The following is a 17,214-nucleotide window of genomic DNA, read 5'->3' as shown; positions in this document are numbered from 1 at the left end:
CGCGCTCGTGGCGCCGGCAGGCATGCTACACCATTCGCTGGCCGGGCTGAAGAGCACGGCCGCTGCCGGCCCCGCCGCAGCCGCACATGGCGTTGGAATGTTGCAATCCTGACCCGACATGGCCAGCCTGTGCTAGAATTCTGCCCGCTGCCCGGATGGTGAAACTGGTAGACACCCGGGACTTAAAATCCCGTGCTCGAAAGGGCGTGCCGGTTCGATCCCGGCTCCGGGCACCAGCATTCATGCGTGTTTCGATGAATGCAGTGCACAGGCAGTCTTTCCGCAATTGGGCCGGAATTCCGCAACGCGTCGCATAGGCTGCACACTTCCCCACGAAATCTGAACGAACCCGTCAATTTTTGCGCGAACCACTTGCGCAGGCGAGACCGTCGCCGTCCTGTCCGACGACAGGAAGCTGCCCGGCGGCGCCATTGGCGACATGCTCGCCTCGCTCGACGCGCATTCGCGATACCTGGAGAAGGACAACCTCGCCGAACTGGAGATGAACGGTCGTGGAAAATCAGCCGGCATTCGACTCAAGGCCAAGTGCAAGGCTACGGCGAGGCTGCGCACCCCGTCTCCGGGCGTGGCATGGATCCGCGTGCCGGAATTCGAAGAAAAGACCGCCGCCGACCTGGCGAAAAAGACCCGGCGACAGCGGTTAAGACAAGCGCTGTTCAGCGGTTGGCGAGATGGCGCAGTTCGGCAGCCAGGCCTGGCGAGTGCGCATCGGCCCGCGTAGCCAGCGCGAACAGTGCGGCGCGGTCCTGCTGTTCGGCCGCTGCGGCGGCCTTGTTGACACGGTTCTGGCGCTCGGCCAGCCAGCCGCCGTGCGCGGCGAAGAGGCCTTCCGACAGGCCGCGCATGCTTGCCGACAGGCCGGCGAGGTAGTCGCGCAGGCCCTTGTTCGGCGCCGGGTGGATCGTTGCACTAGTCATTCATATCTCCGAGTAAACACTGCGATGTTGCGATGCAGTATAAATTCCTCGGAGCTATAAATAAACTTTCGGTTCGTGATGTCCACGATAAGCGCCAGGAATACCTTGACTCCCGGCGCCCGCCTCCTATGACGCCTGCGCAGCCCCTGCCCGTGGCAGCTTCGTCGGGTCGTCGTCCTGCGACAGTTTCGAGGCGCAGATGGCCGCCACGACGAGCCCCGGGGCCGCCGAAAGCATGACCCCTGCGACGCCCGCGCCGGCGGCCAGGACCTGGCCGGCCACGAGCGGACCGGCAATCGCGCCCAGCCTGCCGACCGACACCGACGCGCCCACGCCGGTGGCCCGGATCGCCGTCGGATACAGTGCCGGGGCGCGGGCGTACAGCACGGCCTGGGCGCCGATCGCGCAATAGCCTGCCGCGAAGCCGGCGAGCAGCATCAGGCTGAAGCTGGCCGACAGGCCGAGGCCCGCAAGCGACAGCAACATGCCGACATACGCGATGCCGACTGCCAGCGCCGCGCGCTGGCGATCGATCATGCGGCCGCTCATGATCGAGCCGGCCGCGCCGCCGATGTTGAACAGGATCTGGACGACACCGGCCTCGGCCCGGGAATAACCCTGGCCGATCAGCAGCGAAGGCAGCCAGTTCAGCAGCATGTAGAGCACGGTCAGCGTGAAGAAGCAGGCGACCCACAGCAGCAGGGTCGAGTTGCGCACCCGCTTGGCGAACAGCTGCGACACGCTGCGCTCGGCCGCGGTCCGGGTTCCTGCATCGTGGCGGAAGCTCGCCGACTCATGCAGCATGAAATACAGCAGCAGGGCCACCGCAACCGGCACCAGCCCGCCGACATAGAAAATCGTGCGCCAGCCCGCGTCGAAATCGGCCATGCCGATCACCGAGGCGATCGCGCCCCCGAGCGGCACGCCGCAGTAGGTCAGCGCCACCGCCGTGCTGCGTACGGAGGGGTGGGCGGCTTCGGAAGCCAGTGCGATCAGGAGCGGCAGCGCCGCGCCCAGGCCCAGGCCGGTGAGTACGCGCGCCGCGAGCAGGCTCTGGTAATCCCAGGCGTAGGCGGTCGCGAACGAGAAGACGCCGAACAGCAGGACGGCCCAGACCAGCATGGTCTTGCGGCCGACGCGGTCGGCCAGCCAGCCGCCGAGGAAGGCGCCGGGGAGCAGGCCGACCAGGCCCGCGCTGAACACCCAGCCCATCATGGCGGGCGCGAGCTTGAATTCCGCGCCGATGCCGGGGGCCGCGATGCCCGTCGATTGCAGGTCCAGCCCTTCCAGCAGGGCGGTGATAAAGCACAGCGCGATCGTTGCGCTGCCGCGTGGCAGGTTGCCTCGTGTAGTCATGCTTGTCTCCGAATCGTGTGGCCTCTGCGGGCCATCCGTTATGGGGCGGGCGAGCGCGCCGCTACACCGGGTGAAGCCGGCGGCATTCGCCATTTATCAGGCACCCTGATTCTAACCTGATAATTCCCGCCATGGCCTGGCCTGCAAGGCAAATTCGAAAAAATCTTGTCGTCACCGGCCTCGCTCAGAACGCGCCCACGTAGTTTTCAGCCAGCGCGGTACGCATTGCGCGCGACGATACCACGCACTCGAGCTCGGCACGCTGCATCTGGCGATCGAATGGCGACGCATCGGCAAACGTGTGCAGCAGGCGCGTCATCCACCACGAAAAATATTCGGCGCGCCAGACCCGCTTCAGGGCCGCCTCCGAGTAGCCGTCGAGCCCCTCCTCCGTGCCGCGCCGGTAGAAATCGGCCAGGGCTTGCGACAGCAGGCGCACGTCCGAGATGGCCAGGTTCATGCCCTTGGCGCCGGTCGGCGGCACGATGTGGGCGGCGTCGCCGGCCAGGAACAGGCGGCCGGAGCGCATCGGCGCGCAGACGAAGCTGCGCATGCCGATGATCCCTTTCTGGAAAATCCTGCCCTCCTTCAGCTTCCAGCCATCGTTGTGTTCGAGCCGCGCATGCAGTTCGGACCAGATGCGGTCGTCCGACCAGTTGTCGACCTTGTCGTGCGGGTCGCACTGGAAGTAGAGGCGCTGCACGGTCGGCGAGCGGGTGCTGACCAGCGCGAACCCGCGCTCGTGCTGTGCGTAGATCAGTTCGTCGGACGAGGGCTCGGACTCGACCAGGATGCCGAACCAGCCGAAGGGGTAGGTGCGCTGGAAGTCTTCGCGGGTCCCGGCCGGGAACATCGGCCGCGACACCCCGTGGAAGCCGTCCGCGCCGACGATGAAGTCGGCCTCGATGCGCTGGGGCTCGCCGCCGTGCACGAAGCTCACCGCCGGACGCGCGCTGTCGATGTCGTGCAGCGCCACCTCGCTCACCTCGAAACGCAGGTCGCCGCCGGCCGCCAGGCGCGCCGCCACCAGGTCGATGATGACTTCATGCTGCGGATAGACCGTGATCGCCCGCCCGGTGAGCTCGTGCAGGTCGACGCGGTGGCGCCGGCCGCCGAAAGCGAATTCGAACCCGTGGTGCAGCGCGCCCTCGCGCCGCATGCGTTCGCCGACGCCGGCTTCGTTGAGGATGTCCATGCTGCCCTGCTCGAGCACGCCGGCGCGGATGGTCGCCTCGATGTCGGCGCGGCTGCGCGTCTCGAGCACGACCGATTCGATGCCCTGCAGGTGCAGCAGGTGGGATAACAGAAGGCCGGCCGGGCCGGCGCCGATGATGGCTACCTGGGTGCGCATGATGTCTCCGAATGGGGTTGTTATGACTTCCATCGTAGTTCGTGCCCGCACCGAATTGAATGGATCAAATGCGAAAAGACTTGTACTATTTTGACACCTCTAGCCTTCCAAGAAACTCCAGCCCATGCCGCAGATCCAGTCCGCACCTCCCGCCGCCATTCCCCAATTCGCCCTCTACGGCGAGCTCACGCGGGGCACCGATGCCGAGGCGGTGCACATCGAGCTGATCGAAACGCGCAGCCGGCAGTACGACTGGCACATCGGCACCCATACCCATACCGGACTGTTTCAGGTACTTTTTTTACTCGGCGGGAAGGTACGGGCGAACATCGACGATGCCCTGTGGGAGTGCGAGGGACCGGTGGCGCTGACGATACACCCCGCGCTGCCCCACGGTTTCGATTTTTCCGAGGCCGCCCATGGCTACGTGCTGACGATCGACCAGCACATGCTGTTCGCCGCCGCCGGCCACGAAGGCGACCTGTTTTCCTCGCTGTTCGTGCAGCCGCTCGCCATCCCGCTGGGGGCGGTGCCGGACATGCTTGCGCGGATCGAGGGGCTGCTGCAAAACCTCATCCTCGAAGCGGCCTGGCCGCGCCAGGGCCACACGCTGATGCTCGAATGGCTGGCCCGCAGCACCCTTCTGATGCTGGTGCGGGCACAGGCCGAGCGCCGCATGGCCGACCAGTCCGGACGGGGCGACTTCGAGCTCTTCAGCCGGTTCCGGGTCGAGGTCGAACGCCACTACAAGGAGCAGTGGACGGTGGGCCAGTACTGCGCCCTGCTACGGGTGGCGCCGGTGCGGCTGAACCGGCTGTGCGTCAAACTCTCCGGCAAGTCGGCATTCGAGATCACCCAGGAGCGCCTGATGCTCGAAGCCTGCCGCAAGCTGACCTACATCCCGGCAAGCATCGCCAGCATCGCCTACGAACTCGGCTTCCAGGATCCGGCTTACTTCAGCCGCCTGTTCAAGAAACTGGTCGGCCTGACGCCGAAGCAGTTCCGGCAGCGCAGTGAGAGCGGGACCGGCCTCACAGCAAGGCTCCCAGCTCCACCTGGATCTTGATCATCGCCGGCAGGCAGCGCTCCACCATTTGCGCGGCCGGCAGGCGCCCGGCATGGACGCTGACGTTCATCGCCGCCACCACGTCGCCGCGGAAGTTCCGGAGCGGTACCGAGATCGTGCGCAGGCCGAGTTCGAGCTCCTGGTCGACCAGGGCATAACCCTGGGCGCGCGCCCGTGCGATCTCCAGCGCCAGGCGTTCGCGGTTGACGATGGTGTGCTGGGTGATCTGCTCGGGCTCAGCCCGTTCGAGGAAGGCGTCGACCTGCGCCTGCGGCAGGCTGGCGAGCAGCATGCGCCCGTTGGCGGTGCACCAGGCCGGGACGCGGGTGCCGGGCTGCAGCGTTGCGGACACCAGTTGCCCCGCGCTGACGGCGGCGACGCAGACCAGCTGGTCGTGGTCGAGCACGCCGACCGAGGCGGCCTCGCCAAGGGAATACGCGAGCCGGTACAGCAGCGGCTGCGCAATGCGCGGCAGCCGCGCCGAGTGCAGGTAGGACTGCCCCAGGCGCAGCACGGCGGGCGTCAGAGAAAACAGCTTGTTTTCATGGCGCATGTAGCCGAGGTGGGTCAGCGTGATGAGGTAGCGGCGTGCGGCCGCACGCGTCAGGCCGGTCGCGCTCGCGACCTCGGCAATGCTCAAGCGCGAACGCTCCTGGTCGAAGGCCTCAATCACTTTCAGGCCTTTTTCCAGTCCGGCGACTAGGTCGCGTTCGTCCGGCAGCTCGGGTTCGTCCATCGTGCGCATAAAAAGAAGAGGATTTGTGCGAGTATCGCACAATATGTGCGCATTGCGAATGCCGCGCTGCACGGGCCGCTTGTGGCGCCGCATGGGCTGTCCTACCATTTTCCGGTCGCTACCAGTCCAACCAAGGAGACAAGGCCGTGAAATTCGACATCATCGAACCGGGCGTTTACCCCGAGCTCATCTACCCAGCCTACAAATCGACCGTGCCGCGCGGGCCGAAGCAGCCCATGCTGCGCATCGAGGCGCCGGTCCCCGTGACGCAGAACATCGTGGCGACGCCGCGCATCCTGCTGCCCAACGATACAGACCTGACGCAGCACGGCCAGGGCGAGCCGCTGGGCGAGAAGATCGTGGTCACCGGCCGCGTCGTCGACGAGGACGGCAAGCCGGTGCGCAACTCGCTGCTGGAAGTCTGGCAGGCGAACTCGGCCGGCCGCTACTGGCACAAGAAGGACCAGCACGCCGCGCCGCTCGATCCGAATTTCTTCGGCCTCGGCAAGATGCTGACCGACGACGACGGCCGCTACCGCTTCGTCACCATCAAGCCGGGCCCCTACCCCTGGGGCAACCACGACAAGGCCTGGCGTCCGGCGCACATCCACTTCTCCCTGTTCGGCAACGTGTACGCGCAGCGCCTCGTCACGCAGATGTACTTCCCGAGCGACCCGCTGTTCGACTACGATCCGATCTTCCAGAGCATTCCGGACGAAGCTGCCCGCCAGCGCCTGGTGTCGCGCTTCAGCATGGAAGAGACCGTCGGCGGCGACATGCTGGGCTACGAATTCGATATCGTCCTGCGCGGACGCAACGCAACGCCGATGGGCCTGTAAGGAGAACGCCATGAGCAAGATCACCACCTCGCAAACCGTCGGCCCGTTCTCGCACGAAGCCTGGCAATGGGCGGTCGACGCCTGCACCCCAGCCTCCCTCCAGTCGAGCGCGCCGACCATCCTGGTCAGCGGCATCATCTACGACGGCAACGGCGCACCAATCAACGACGCGCAGATCGAAGCCTGGACGCCGGATGCCGCCGACGCCGAATCGGGCCTGCCGATCCCGTGTTTCCGCCGCGTGCCGAGCGGCGAAGCGGGCGAATTCAGCCTGCGCATTTCGCTGCCGCAGGGCGCCACGCGCGGCGAGCCGGTCATGTACGTGACCGTTTTCGCGCGCGGCCTCACGAAGCACCAGTTCACCGCCGTCTTCCTCGAGGATGACACCGGCCTGGCGCAGTCGGCGATCCTGAACCAGGTGCCGGAAGCGCGCCGCGCCACCCTGCTTGCCCGCAAGAGCGGCGATGGCGAGTACCGCTGGGACATCTGGATGCAGACCGAGAAGGAAACCGCCTTCTTCGATTACGTATGACGAGCGCACGCACGACGGGCACAGAACAGGAGCGGGCGTGAGCATATCGATCTTCGACAGTTTCCTGACCACGACGGACATGATCGCCGCCTTCGACGACGAGGCGGTCGTGCAGGCCATGTTCCGTTTCGAAGCGGCGCTGGCGCGCGCCCAGGCCGCGGAAGGCCTGATCCCGCAGGCGGCGGCCGGCGCCATCGCCGGCGTGTGCAACGCGCAGCTGTACGACATCCCGGCGCTGATCAACGCCGCCCGCCGCGCCGGCAGCCTGGCGATCCCGCTGGTGAAGGAGCTGACCCGGACGGTGGCGCTGTACGACGAGGACGCCGCGCGCCATGTGCACTGGGGCAGCACCAGCCAAGACGCGATCGACACCGCCATGGTGCTGGTCACGCGCGAGGCCCTGCAGCTGCTCGACGACGGCCTGCACGACCTGGCCGGGCACCTGCTGGCCCTCGCCGAAGGGCACCTGGCCACGCCGGTACTGGCGCGCACCCTGATGCAGCCGGCCCAGGTCACGAGCTTCGGCTTCAAGCTGGCCGGCTGGCTCGCGCCGCTGGTGCGTGCGCGCGAGCAGATTCGCGCCGCGGCCGCGCGCGCGCTGCAGCTGCAGCTGGGCGGCGCGGTCGGCACGCTGTCGGTGCTGGGCGAGCAAGGCGGGCCCGTGGCCGAGCGCATGGCGCGCGAGCTGCGCCTGAAGGTCGCCGACGCGGCCTGGCACACCCAGCGCGACGAGTGGGTGCGCCTGGGGCTGGAAGTAGCGGTGTTGACCGGCAGCCTCGGCAAGCTCGCGACCGACCTGAGCCTGATGGCGCAGGGCGAAATCGCCGAGCTGGCCGAACCCTCGGGCGGCGGCCGCGGCGGTTCGTCGGCCATGCCGCACAAGCGCAATCCGGTGTCGTCGATGATCGCGCTGGCGGGCGCCAGCCGCACGCCCCAGCACGCGGCCGCCCTGCTCGCCTGCATGGGCCAGCAGCACGAGCGCGGGCTGGGCAACTGGCAGGCCGAGCTGGCAGAATGGCCGAAGCTGTTCCTGTCCGCCCACGGCGCCCTGCGCGCGCTGAACGACGCGTTCGCCGGGCTGGAGGTCGACGCCGGTCGCATGCGGCGCAATATCGACGCGCTGCACGGGCTGGTGTTCGCGGAGTCCGCGGCCAGCTACCTCGCGGGCGCCATCGGCCGCCCGCAGGCGCATGCGATGCTGGAAGCGCTGACCCGGCGCGCCGGGTCCGGCGGCACCGACCTGCACACCCTGCTGGCCGAGGCTGTGCAGGCCGACCCGGCGCTCGCTGGTCACATCGACCTGGCGACACTGTCCGCCCTGTTCGACCCGGCGGCAGCCGCCGCGCCGGCGCGCCGCCTCGCCGAACGCCAGCTGCAGGGCCTGCGCGAGCGCATGGCCGCACTGGACGCAACCCATCCATTCCACGAGTGAATCCACGGAGACAACGCGCATGAGTTTCGACCCGATTGACCACGATTTCGAACGCGGCCTGCAGAACCGCCGCAGCGTCCTCGGCGACGCCTGGGTCGAGCGTTCGCTGAACAACGCCACCAGCTTCAACGCCGACTTCCAGAACCTGATCACGCGCTTCGCCTGGAACGAGATCTGGGGCCGCCCCGGCCTCGACCACAAGACGCGGCGCGCCATCGTCCTGTCGATCACGATCGCCCTGGGGCGCTGGGAAGAGTTCGAGCTGCACATCCGCGCCGCCCTGCTGGGCACGGAAGGCAGCCGGCTCACGCCCGACGAGATCAAGGAAATCTTGATGCAGTCGGCGATCTACGCTGGCGTGCCGGCCGCGAACACGGCCTTCACCCACACCCAGCAGATCCTGCGCGAAGTGGGCGAGCAGATCGGCTACACGCTGGAACCGGCGGCGCCCGCGGCCACGGCCCATCCCGGCATCGGCCGCGAGGGCCGCACCGCCAGCGTGCCGGCCCTGCATTACAGCGTGCGCGAGCCCAGGAGCGGCAAGGCGCCGCGCCACACGGTCGTACTGAGCCACGCCCTGGGCTGCGACCTGACGATGTGGGACAGCCTGGCCAACACGCTGGCGGCGGACTGCCGCGTCATCGCCTACGACCACCGCGGCCACGGCAGCTCGGACGCGCCGGACGCCATGTACGCGATGGCGGACCTGGCCGACGACGCCGCCCGCCTGCTGCGCGAGCTCGACACCGGGCCGGTGGTCTGGGTCGGGCTGTCGATGGGCGGCATGGTCGGCCAGGAACTGGCGCTGCGCCATCCGGCGCTGGTACGCGCCCTGGTACTGGCCAACACCACGGGCGGCTACCCGGAGGCGGCGCGCGCAGTGTGGGAGCAGCGCATTGCGACCGTGCGCGAACAGGGGATCGAGGCGATCGCCGATGCGGTCATGGGACGCTATTTCCATGACGGGTTCCGCGCACACAAGCCCGCCACCGTGGCCCGCTACCGGCGCCGCCTGGTGAGCACCGACGCCATCGGCTATGTCGGCTGCTGCGACGCGGTCGGCAAGGTCGACACGGCGGCGCGCCTCGGGCAGATCGGCGTGCCGACGCTGGTGATTGCCGGAGAGCTGGACCAGGGAACGCCAGTGGCGATGGCGCAAGTGCTCGCCGACGCCATCCCCGGCGCGCGGCTGGAGGTGCTGGGCGAGGCATCGCACCTGAGCGCAATCGAGCAGCCGGAGGCGTTTGCGAAAAGCGTCGTCGGGTTCGTGGCCGGGCTCTAGACCCGTTGGGGTGGACGGCTGCGCGACCGCGCTTGAACGCGTGGACGGGAGACCCGTCCACCCTACGCGTTTTGAAACCCTTGCTCAGCCGTACGGCTACAAATCCAGCACCAGCATAGGCGTCTTCGAACGCGAGCAGCATGGCGTGAACTGGTCGTTCGCCGCCTGTTCCTCTTCGGTCAAATACATGTCGCGGTGATCCGGCACGCCCTCCAGCACGCGGGTGAGGCAGGTGCCGCACACGCCCTCTTCGCACGAGTACGGGATGTCGACACCCTGCTCCGCCAGCACCTTGATCACGGTCTGCCCCGCCGGGATGGTCACCACCTTGCCGCTGGACGCCAGCTTCACGTCGAAGGCTTGGTCCCCGCTCGTATCGACTGCCGCCGCGCTGAAGTACTCGACGTGCAGTTGCGCGGCCGGCCAGCCCTGGGCCTTCGCCGTTCCCAGCACGAACTCGATGAAGCCCTGGGGGCCGCACACGTACAGGTGGGTTCCCGGATCGGGCGTGGCCAGCAGTGCCGGCGGGTCGAGCTTTTGCGCCGGCTCGCCGCTGTCGTAGTGGAACTGGACCAGGCCCGCAAACCGTGTTTCGCCCAGGCGCGCCTTGAACGCCGCCTTCTCCGGCGAGCGGGCGCAGTAATGCAGCTCGAAGGCCGCGCCTTTTGCGGCCAGCGCTTCGGCCATCGCCAGGATCGGCGTGACGCCGATGCCGCCGGCCAGCAGCAGGGTACGCTGTGCCTCCACCAGCGGGAAATGGTTCTTCGGTTCGCTGATCTGCAGGACCGAGCCGACCTCGATGTGGTCGTGCATCGCCTCGGAGCCGCCGCGCGAGTCGGCGTCGCGCAGCACGCCGATCTGGTAGCGGTGCGTCTCGGCCGGCGCATTGCACAGCGAGTACTGGCGCACCAGGCTGCCCGGCAGGTGCACGTCCACGTGCGCGCCGGCTTCGAAGGCCGGCAGCGCCCCGCCATCGACCCGCACCAGCTCATAGCTGCAGATGCCGTCGGCCTCGTTAGTCTTGCCCGCGACGCGGACTTCGATCGTGCTCATGCCGCCACCCCTTGCGGCTGCTCTTTCGCCAGCCAGGCGTCGATGATGCGGCGCGACTGCACGCCGCCGGCGTCGATGTTCAGCATCAGCAGCTTGCGCTCCGGGTGGCGCAGGATGTTCTGCTGCTGCAGTTCCAGCATCTCGCGGTCTTCGCTGAAGATCTTGCCCTGCCCTTCGCGGATGGTGTTCGTCAGCTCGGCATCCTGCGGCTTGAAGTTGCGCGCCATGCCCCAGAAGTACCAGTGCGAGGTTTCCGTTTCGGGCGTGATGAAGTCGACCACGATGGAGGACGCCTTGTGCTCGGCCGGGGCATGGTAGCCGCCCTTGCCCGCATGGGCGACGCCGACTTCGATCATCACGTGGCTCGGCGCGTTGAAGCGGCAGATCTGCCAGCGGTCGACCGGAACGTCGTCCGCCAGGCCGTTGCCGCGCAGGGCTGCCTGCCAGAACGGCGGCGGCATGATGTTCTCCATGAAGCGGCTGGTGACCACCTGCTCGCCCTCGACCTTGGTGGTCACGGGCGCCTCGTCGATTTCCTTCTGGCCGATGGAGGACGCGTGGACATAGGTCTCGTGGGTCAGGTCCATCAGGTTGTCGACCATCAGGCGGTAATCGCAATTGATGTGGTACAGGCCGCCGCCGTAGGCCCATTCCGGATTCTCCGCCCACTCGAGATGGTGGATGGCGGCCGGATCGGCCAGTGCCTTGTCGCCCGGCCAGACCCAGATGAAGCCGTAGCGCTCCTCCACCGCATAGCTGCGGATGCAGGGGAAGCCGCGCACGCGCTGGCCCGGCATGCTGATCGCCTTGCCTTCGCAGCCCATTTCCAGGCCGTGGTAGCCGCAGACCAGGTTGCCTTCGCGGACGAAGCCGAGCGACAGCGGCGCACCGCGGTGCGGGCAGAAATCCTCGACCGCGGCCACCTTGCCGCCCTGGCCGCGATAGAACACGATCTTTTCGCCGCAGATCTGGCGGCCCAGCGGCTTGCCTTCGATCTCGTCGGGGGTGCAGGCCACGTACCAAGCGTTTTTCGGGAACATCCTTGTCTCCTTTGGTGTATGTGCTTAATATTCAGTGTACTGAATGTGAGAAAAGTATCACGCGTTTGCGCGACGAAGTAAACTGCGTTTTCAAACTTTTTTGGTGCTGCCCTGCACACTTATCGACTGGAACTATGCCGACAGAAAAAGCACGCGATACCGGAAGCTCGATGCGGGGCTCGATGCTCGATCTATACGAACACCCGGGCCACCTGTTGCGGCGGGCCCAGCAGATTTCGGTGTCGATTTTTTACGACGAAATGGGCAGCGAACTGACGCCCGTGCAGTATGCGATCCTGAGCCGGCTGGCCGAGCATCCCGGGATCGACCAGGTTTCCCTGAGTGGGCTGGCGGCCATCGATACCTCGACCGGGGCCACGGTGTGCGCGCGGCTCGAGGAAAAAGGGCTGCTCGAGCGCAGGGTGATTCCGCATAACCGGCGGCAGCGGGCGCTGAGCATTACGGCGGCGGGTACGCGCCTGCTGGAGGAACTCGTGCCCGGGGCGCAGCGCTTGCGCGAACGTTTGCTCGAGCCCCTGAGCCTGGAAGAGCAGCGGGTGTTCATGGGCTTGCTGGCCAAGCTCGTGCATGCGAATAACGAGCAGAGCCGAGCGCCCCTGGCCGTGCGCAGCGGTAGGGTGGACTCCTGAGTCCACGCGGTTCACCATGTGAACAATCGCGGCCTAATCCGAACACCGATTGCAGGCGCACGTGGGGCGGTTGCCTGTGCCGTGCGTGGTGCATTTGATCCGCGTGGGCACAAGTGCCCACCCTACGGGATGCGTTCCGGACTCGCGGCGGCTTATTCGACGCCAGGATCCTTGAACTTCTCCACCTTGTCGAACTCGACGTTGAACACCCCGCCCTCACCCTGCTCGGCCTTGCGGATATACACCGTCTGCACGATGTCGCGCGTGGCCGGATCGATGGTCACCGGGCCGCGCACGCTGTTCCAGGACTGCCCTTTCATCGCTTCGATCAGCTTCGGCCCGCTGCTGTCGCCGCTGGTTTTCTTGAGGGCGGCGTACAGCAGCTGCATGCCGTCGTAGGCGCCGACGGCGTGGAAGTTCGGGCGCATGCCCTTGTTCGCCTTGGTGAAGGCGGCGACGAAGGCCTTGTTCTCGGGCGACGGGTGGGCCGCCGAATAGTGGTGGCTGCTGACCACGCCCAGGGCGGCCGGTCCGATGCTCGGCATCAGGTCGTCGTCGAGCACGTCGCCGGTGGCGATCAGGCGGATGCCCGCTTGCGCCAGTCCGCGGTCGGTGAACTGCTTGAGCACGGCGGCGCCCTCGCCCGAGGGCACGAACACGAACAGCGCATCCGGTTTCGCATCCTTGACGCGCGCCAGGAAGGGCGAATAGTCGGGGTTGCGCAGCGGGGCGCGCAGGGACGCGACGATCTTGCCGCCGGCCTTGGTGAAGTCCTTGACGAAGACCTTTTCGGCGTCGATGCCCGGGCCGTAGTCGGAGACGAAGGTCACGACCGACTTGATCTTGTTCTTCGCCGCCCACTGCGCCATCGGCGCCGTCACCTGGGCCAGCGTGAAGCCGGTGCGCACGATGTAGGGCGAACGCTGCGGAATCACCGAGGTGGCCGCGTTCATGACGATCATCGGCACCTTGGCCTGCGTGGCGACCGGGGCGGCGGCGAAGGCCAGCGGGGTCAGGCCGAAGCCGGCCAGCACCTGCACCTTGTCGCGCGCGACCAGTTCCTGGGCGAGGCGCTTGGTGACGTCGGGCGACACGCCGCCATCGTCCTTCAGGATCACCTGCACCTGGCGCCCGGCGACCGTATTGCCGTTCTGCTGCAGGAACAGCTTGACCGCAGCATCGACCTGGCGGCCGGTCGAGGCGAAGGGGCCGGACATCGGGACGATCAGGCCGACCTTCAGGGGTTCGGCGGCGTGGGCCAGGTTTGAAGCCAGGCCAGCGGATACGACGGCTGCGCCGAGGACGATGTGGCGGCGGGTTTTGTTCAGTTTGTTCAACACGTGTGTCTCCTGTTTTTATGAGTGCGCCCCATGGGCGCTTTGGTAAAACCGATACGGTGCGGTAGGGTGGACGGGTCCCCCGTCCACGCGTCGATAGTTGGCAGCAAGATCATCCCGCGCGATCACGGAGCCGATAACGATCGACGCGTGGACGGCAGAGCCGTCCACCCGACAAATACTTATGCCACCGCCACCAGCCGGTCGAGCTTCTCCCCATCGGCCAGCAAACTGGCCGAATCCGAATCGTGCACGATGCGCCCGCGGTCGAGCACGATCGCGCGCGAGGTCAGCGACAGCGCCAGGCGCGCATGCTGCTCGACGACGATCACCGACATGCCTTCGTCGGCCACCAGGCGGCGGATCACGCGCACCAGTTCCTGCACGATGATCGGCGCCAGGCCTTCCATCGGCTCGTCGAGCAGCAGGATGCGCGGGTTGGTCATCAGGGCGCGGGCAATGGCCAGCATCTGCTGCTCGCCGCCGGAGAGCTGGTTGCCCATGTTGGCGCGGCGCTCGTGCAGGCGCGGGAAGATCTCGTAGATTTTCGCCAGGTTCCACGGCCCGGTCCGCGCCACCACCGTCAGGTGCTCCTCGACCGTGAGCGAGGGGAACATGTGGCGCTCCTGCGGCACCCAGCCCAGGCCGGCGCGCGAGCGTTTATAGGTGGGCACGCGCGCGATGTCGCCGCCGGCCCAGCGGATCGTTCCCTTGTGCAGGCGCGTCAGTCCCATCAGCGTGACCAGCAGGCTGGTCTTGCCGACGCCGTTGCGGCCCAGCAGGGCCAGGCTGTCGCCCTCGTTCATCGTGAACGACACGTCCTCCAGCACGATCGATTCGCCGTAACCGGCGCTTACCCTGTCCAGGGCCAGTAATTCAGGCATGTTCGACCTCCCCCAGATACACTTCTTTTACGCGCGGATCGGCCGCGATTTCGGCCGGCGTCCCCTCGGTCAGCACCTTGCCGCCTACCAGCACCGTGATGCGGTCGGCGAAGCGGAAGACCAGGCCCATGTCGTGTTCGATGAAGAGCACGGTGACGTCGCGCGGCAGGCCGGCGATGACCTCGAACAATTCCTTGCTCTCGGCCGACGGGATGCCGGCCGCCGGTTCGTCCAGCAGCAGGATCTTCGGCTGCGTTGCCAGCGCCAGCGCGATCTCGACCAGGCGCTGCTTGCCGTAGGCCATGCTGCGGGTAATCGAGTTCGCTTCCTTTGTCAGCTTCAGCGTGGCCAGCAGGGCCATCGCCTCGTCGACGACCTCAAGGTGCTTCTCGACCGTCTTCCACCACACCTTCTGCAGGCCGCGGCGCTCGCAGATCGCCAGCACCACCGATTCGAGCACGGTCATGCCCGCGAACAGCGTGTTGATCTGGAAGGTGCGCGTCATGCCCAGCTTCACCCGTTCGTGCTGGGGCAGCCTGGTGATGTCCTGGCCGCCCAGGAAGACCTTGCCGCTCGTCGGCGGGAAGCCGCCGGTCAGCAGGTTGATGAAGGTGGTCTTGCCGGCGCCGTTCGGGCCGATCAGCGCGTGGCGCGCGCCGGGCACGAAGGTCAGCGAGATATCGGTATTCGCCTTGAAACCGCCCCACTGCTTGGACAGCCCTTCGGTACGCAGGGTGTTGTCGTTCATGCTGCCTCCTTGCGTTTGAATTTTGCGACGATCTTTTCGAGGCCGCCCAGGATGCCGCCGCGTGCGAACAGCACGATCAGCACCAGCAGCAGGCCGATGTAGAACTGCCAGTAGGCCGGATCGAGCCCGGAGATGTAATCCTGGGCCACCATGAACACGGCCGCGCCGATCAGCGCGCCGTACAGGCGCCCGGTCCCGCCCAGCACCAGCATGATCAGGAGCTCGGCCGAACGCGGGAAGCCGAGCACGTCGAGGCCCACGAACTGGGTGGTCTGCGCCAGCAGCGCACCGGCCACGCCGGCAACGGCGGCGCTGACGGTGAAGATGGCCTTTAGGCGGCGGTCGACATTCGCGCCGATGGCCGGCATGCGGCGCCCGCCTTCACGGATGCCGCGCAGCGACAGGCCGAAGGGCGAGTTGACCAGCCGCCGCATCGCGACGAACAGGATGAACAGCACGCCGAAGCTGTACCAGAAGGCCGTCTTGCCGTACAAGTCGAACTCGAAGGCGCCGAACAGGTTCCCCATCACCATGCCCGACAGGCCGTCGACGCCGCCGGTGATGAAGGCCGCCTTGTTCGCCGCTTCAAAGAGCATCAAGCCGATGCCGAGCGTGACCATCAGGCGCGCGAGGTCCTGGCCGCGCACGACGAGGAAGCTGACGATGAAGCCTGCCACGCCTGCCACCAGGGCCCCGGCGAACAGGCCGGAGACCGGTTCGCCCCAGCCGTGCACCGACAGCAGGCCGGCCGTATAGGCGCCGAGCCCGAAGAAGGCCGCGTGGCCGAGCGACACGATGCCGGCGTAACCCAGGATCAGGTCGAGCGAGAGCGCGAACAGGCCGATGATCATGATCTGGCTGACCAGCACCAGGTAGTCCGGGAACAGGAAATACGACGCGACCGGCAGCAGCCAGAACGCGATTTCCAGCGGCTTCCAGCGGTCGTTCGGCAGGCGCAGCGCGGACCGGTTCACGGCGCCGGCGGGGCCGGCTTCGCGCACGGCCTCGGGCGCGGGGGTGTTGGCCTGGGCGGCCGAATTCGAATAAGCCCTCATGCTTTCCTCCGCACTAAACCGAATGGGAACAGGATCAGGAGCACCACCATCAGCGTATAGATGACGAAGGCCCCCACTTCCGGCACGTAGTACTTGCCGGCGACGTCGAAGACGCCGAGGATCAGCGCGGCGATCAGCGGCCCCTTGATCGAGCCGGCGCCGCCGACGGCCACGACCAGCAGGAAGTAGACCATGTACTTGACCGGGAAGCTCGGGTCGAGGCCGAGCACGTCGATGCCCAGGCCGCCGCCCAGGCCGGCCAGGCCCGAACCGAGCGCGAAGGTCAGGCTGAACACGCGGCTGACGTTGATGCCAAGGCCCGCGGCGGCCGTCTGGTTGTCGACCGAGGCCCGGATCTGCGCGCCGAAGCGGGTGCGCTCGATCAGCAGGTACAGCCCCAGCGTGACCAGCACCACGACGGCGATCAGGAACAGGCGGTAGGAGCCCAGGTCCAGGCCCAGCACGTGCACCTGGCCGCGCAGCCAGTCCGGCAGGTTGACCGGCTGCTGGGTCGGGCCGAACAGGAAGGTGGCGCCGGCCACGGCCATGAAGGTAAGGCCGATCGAGAACAGCACCTGGTCGAGGTGGGTGGCCTGGTACAGCTGGCGGTAGAGCGTGCGCTCGAGGACCAGGCCGACGACGGCGGCGACGAGGAAGGCGACCGGCAGCGTGGCCAGGAAGGGCATCCCCAGCTTCTGCAGCAGGGTCACGCAGACGTAGCCGCCGACCATGGCAAAGGCGCCGTGCGCCAAATTAATGAAGTTCATCAGGCCCATCGTCACCGAGAGGCCGACGCTAATCAGGAACAACAGGCTGCCGTAGGCAATCCCGTCGAAGAGCACCCCCATGAAATTACCGATCATGGCTGCCTCCTGCTTGTGATGTCGTGCTGGTTCATGCTTGTCTCCTGCTTAT

At 67.1% G+C, this 17,214-nt stretch carries 17 protein-coding genes and 1 tRNA gene; 7 read left to right on the top strand and 11 right to left on the bottom strand.

Annotated elements, in window-relative coordinates:
* Positions 1-149 precede the first annotated feature (149 nt).
* Positions 150-236: transfer RNA gene (locus ACWCIA_RS01340), tRNA-Leu, on the top strand.
* 441 nt (positions 237-677) lie between these two features.
* On the opposite strand, the gene ACWCIA_RS01335 is transcribed toward ACWCIA_RS01340, so the two are convergent.
* The 3 genes from ACWCIA_RS01335 to ACWCIA_RS01325 form a co-directional block, all read right to left on the bottom strand.
* Positions 678-938: a hypothetical protein gene (locus ACWCIA_RS01335; protein ID WP_454160222.1), complete on the bottom strand. Its 261-nt coding sequence runs from the start codon at positions 936-938 to the stop codon at positions 678-680.
* A 126-nt stretch (positions 939-1,064) separates the two neighbouring features.
* Positions 1,065-2,294, bottom strand: a complete 1,230-nt coding sequence (mhpT, locus tag ACWCIA_RS01330; protein ID WP_454160221.1) for a 3-(3-hydroxy-phenyl)propionate transporter MhpT — start codon at positions 2,292-2,294, stop codon at positions 1,065-1,067.
* 184 nt (positions 2,295-2,478) lie between these two features.
* Complete coding sequence (locus tag ACWCIA_RS01325) at positions 2,479-3,645, bottom strand: 4-hydroxybenzoate 3-monooxygenase (protein ID WP_454160220.1); 1,167 nt, start codon at positions 3,643-3,645, stop codon at positions 2,479-2,481.
* Between the two features lie 124 nt (positions 3,646-3,769).
* Here ACWCIA_RS01325 and ACWCIA_RS01320 point away from each other — a divergent pair, with 124 nt between their 5' ends.
* Positions 3,770-4,711 (top strand): helix-turn-helix domain-containing protein, encoded by a 942-nt coding sequence (locus tag ACWCIA_RS01320; RefSeq protein WP_454160218.1) that lies wholly within the window; start codon positions 3,770-3,772, stop codon positions 4,709-4,711.
* On the opposite strand, the gene ACWCIA_RS01315 is transcribed toward ACWCIA_RS01320, so the two are convergent.
* Entirely contained in the window at positions 4,677-5,447 is a 771-nt protein-coding gene (locus tag ACWCIA_RS01315) for an IclR family transcriptional regulator domain-containing protein (protein WP_454160216.1), read from the bottom strand. The genes ACWCIA_RS01320 and ACWCIA_RS01315 overlap by 35 nt on opposite strands.
* Before the next feature lie 146 nt (positions 5,448-5,593).
* Between ACWCIA_RS01315 and pcaH the strand changes: the two genes are divergently transcribed.
* From pcaH to pcaCD, 4 genes are read left to right on the top strand one after another with little or no spacing between them, the layout of a single operon-like run.
* Positions 5,594-6,286 (top strand): protocatechuate 3,4-dioxygenase subunit beta, encoded by a 693-nt coding sequence (gene pcaH, locus ACWCIA_RS01310; RefSeq protein WP_454160214.1) that lies wholly within the window; start codon positions 5,594-5,596, stop codon positions 6,284-6,286.
* 10 nt (positions 6,287-6,296) lie between these two features.
* Complete coding sequence (locus tag ACWCIA_RS01305; protein WP_454160212.1) at positions 6,297-6,818, top strand: protocatechuate 3,4-dioxygenase; 522 nt, start codon at positions 6,297-6,299, stop codon at positions 6,816-6,818.
* A gap of 37 nt (positions 6,819-6,855) precedes the next feature.
* Positions 6,856-8,250 carry a 3-carboxy-cis,cis-muconate cycloisomerase gene (gene pcaB / locus ACWCIA_RS01300; protein WP_454160210.1) on the top strand — a complete coding sequence of 465 codons (1,395 nt, stop codon included), beginning with the start codon at positions 6,856-6,858 and terminating at the stop codon, positions 8,248-8,250.
* Positions 8,251-8,269: 19 nt separating this feature from the next.
* A complete protein-coding gene (gene pcaCD / locus ACWCIA_RS01295; RefSeq protein ID WP_454160208.1) occupies positions 8,270-9,532 on the top strand; it encodes a bifunctional 4-carboxymuconolactone decarboxylase/3-oxoadipate enol-lactonase PcaCD in 1,263 nt (420 codons plus the stop codon).
* Between the two features lie 96 nt (positions 9,533-9,628).
* Here pcaCD and ACWCIA_RS01290 read toward each other — a convergent pair whose 3' ends face one another.
* Both ACWCIA_RS01290 and ACWCIA_RS01285 read right to left on the bottom strand, forming a co-directional pair.
* Positions 9,629-10,585 carry a PDR/VanB family oxidoreductase gene (locus ACWCIA_RS01290; RefSeq protein ID WP_454160207.1) on the bottom strand — a complete coding sequence of 319 codons (957 nt, stop codon included), beginning with the start codon at positions 10,583-10,585 and terminating at the stop codon, positions 9,629-9,631.
* Positions 10,582-11,625 (bottom strand): aromatic ring-hydroxylating dioxygenase subunit alpha, encoded by a 1,044-nt coding sequence (locus tag ACWCIA_RS01285; protein ID WP_454160205.1) that lies wholly within the window; start codon positions 11,623-11,625, stop codon positions 10,582-10,584. Before ACWCIA_RS01285 ends, ACWCIA_RS01290 begins: the two co-directional genes overlap by 4 nt.
* A gap of 182 nt (positions 11,626-11,807) precedes the next feature.
* Between ACWCIA_RS01285 and ACWCIA_RS01280 the strand changes: the two genes are divergently transcribed.
* A complete protein-coding gene (locus ACWCIA_RS01280; RefSeq protein WP_454160203.1) occupies positions 11,808-12,275 on the top strand; it encodes a MarR family winged helix-turn-helix transcriptional regulator in 468 nt (155 codons plus the stop codon).
* Positions 12,276-12,427: 152 nt separating this feature from the next.
* Here ACWCIA_RS01280 and ACWCIA_RS01275 read toward each other — a convergent pair whose 3' ends face one another.
* From ACWCIA_RS01275 to ACWCIA_RS01255, 5 genes are all read right to left on the bottom strand, one after another.
* Positions 12,428-13,582 (bottom strand): ABC transporter substrate-binding protein, encoded by a 1,155-nt coding sequence (locus ACWCIA_RS01275; RefSeq protein ID WP_454160561.1) that lies wholly within the window; start codon positions 13,580-13,582, stop codon positions 12,428-12,430.
* Positions 13,583-13,794: 212 nt separating this feature from the next.
* Positions 13,795-14,496, bottom strand: coding sequence for an ABC transporter ATP-binding protein (locus ACWCIA_RS01270; RefSeq protein ID WP_454160201.1), 702 nt, complete (start codon positions 14,494-14,496; stop codon positions 13,795-13,797).
* Positions 14,489-15,244, bottom strand: a complete 756-nt coding sequence (locus ACWCIA_RS01265) for an ABC transporter ATP-binding protein (RefSeq protein WP_454160199.1) — start codon at positions 15,242-15,244, stop codon at positions 14,489-14,491. Before ACWCIA_RS01265 ends, ACWCIA_RS01270 begins: the two co-directional genes overlap by 8 nt.
* Entirely contained in the window at positions 15,241-16,299 is a 1,059-nt protein-coding gene (locus tag ACWCIA_RS01260; protein ID WP_454160197.1) for a branched-chain amino acid ABC transporter permease, read from the bottom strand. Before ACWCIA_RS01260 ends, ACWCIA_RS01265 begins: the two co-directional genes overlap by 4 nt.
* Entirely contained in the window at positions 16,296-17,162 is an 867-nt protein-coding gene (locus ACWCIA_RS01255; protein ID WP_454160195.1) for a branched-chain amino acid ABC transporter permease, read from the bottom strand. The genes ACWCIA_RS01260 and ACWCIA_RS01255 overlap by 4 nt, the downstream gene beginning before the upstream one ends.
* Between the last annotated feature and the right edge of the window lie 52 nt (positions 17,163-17,214).

The sequence above is a fragment of the Massilia sp. SYSU DXS3249 genome (assembly GCF_053668055.1).
This window is presented reverse-complemented; position numbering and strand designations above follow the sequence as displayed.

Bases quoted from the DNA above. Each gene is read 5' to 3' on its own strand.
- pcaCD (WP_454160208.1), top strand. From the start codon at position 8,270: ATGAGTTTCGACCCGATTGACCACGATTTCGAACGCGGCCTGCAGAAC.
- ACWCIA_RS01315 (WP_454160216.1), bottom strand. From the start codon at position 5,447: ATGGACGAACCCGAGCTGCCGGACGAACGCGACCTAGTCGCCGGACTG.
- ACWCIA_RS01270 (WP_454160201.1), bottom strand. From the start codon at position 14,496: ATGCCTGAATTACTGGCCCTGGACAGGGTAAGCGCCGGTTACGGCGAA.
- ACWCIA_RS01320 (WP_454160218.1), top strand. From the start codon at position 3,770: ATGCCGCAGATCCAGTCCGCACCTCCCGCCGCCATTCCCCAATTCGCC.
- ACWCIA_RS01305 (WP_454160212.1), top strand. From the start codon at position 6,297: ATGAGCAAGATCACCACCTCGCAAACCGTCGGCCCGTTCTCGCACGAA.
- ACWCIA_RS01335 (WP_454160222.1), bottom strand. From the start codon at position 938: ATGACTAGTGCAACGATCCACCCGGCGCCGAACAAGGGCCTGCGCGAC.
- ACWCIA_RS01280 (WP_454160203.1), top strand. From the start codon at position 11,808: ATGCTCGATCTATACGAACACCCGGGCCACCTGTTGCGGCGGGCCCAG.
- ACWCIA_RS01285 (WP_454160205.1), bottom strand. From the start codon at position 11,625: ATGTTCCCGAAAAACGCTTGGTACGTGGCCTGCACCCCCGACGAGATC.
- ACWCIA_RS01260 (WP_454160197.1), bottom strand. From the start codon at position 16,299: ATGAGGGCTTATTCGAATTCGGCCGCCCAGGCCAACACCCCCGCGCCC.
- mhpT (WP_454160221.1), bottom strand. From the start codon at position 2,294: ATGACTACACGAGGCAACCTGCCACGCGGCAGCGCAACGATCGCGCTG.
- ACWCIA_RS01325 (WP_454160220.1), bottom strand. From the start codon at position 3,645: ATGCGCACCCAGGTAGCCATCATCGGCGCCGGCCCGGCCGGCCTTCTG.
- ACWCIA_RS01255 (WP_454160195.1), bottom strand. From the start codon at position 17,162: ATGATCGGTAATTTCATGGGGGTGCTCTTCGACGGGATTGCCTACGGC.
- ACWCIA_RS01265 (WP_454160199.1), bottom strand. From the start codon at position 15,244: ATGAACGACAACACCCTGCGTACCGAAGGGCTGTCCAAGCAGTGGGGC.
- ACWCIA_RS01290 (WP_454160207.1), bottom strand. From the start codon at position 10,585: ATGAGCACGATCGAAGTCCGCGTCGCGGGCAAGACTAACGAGGCCGAC.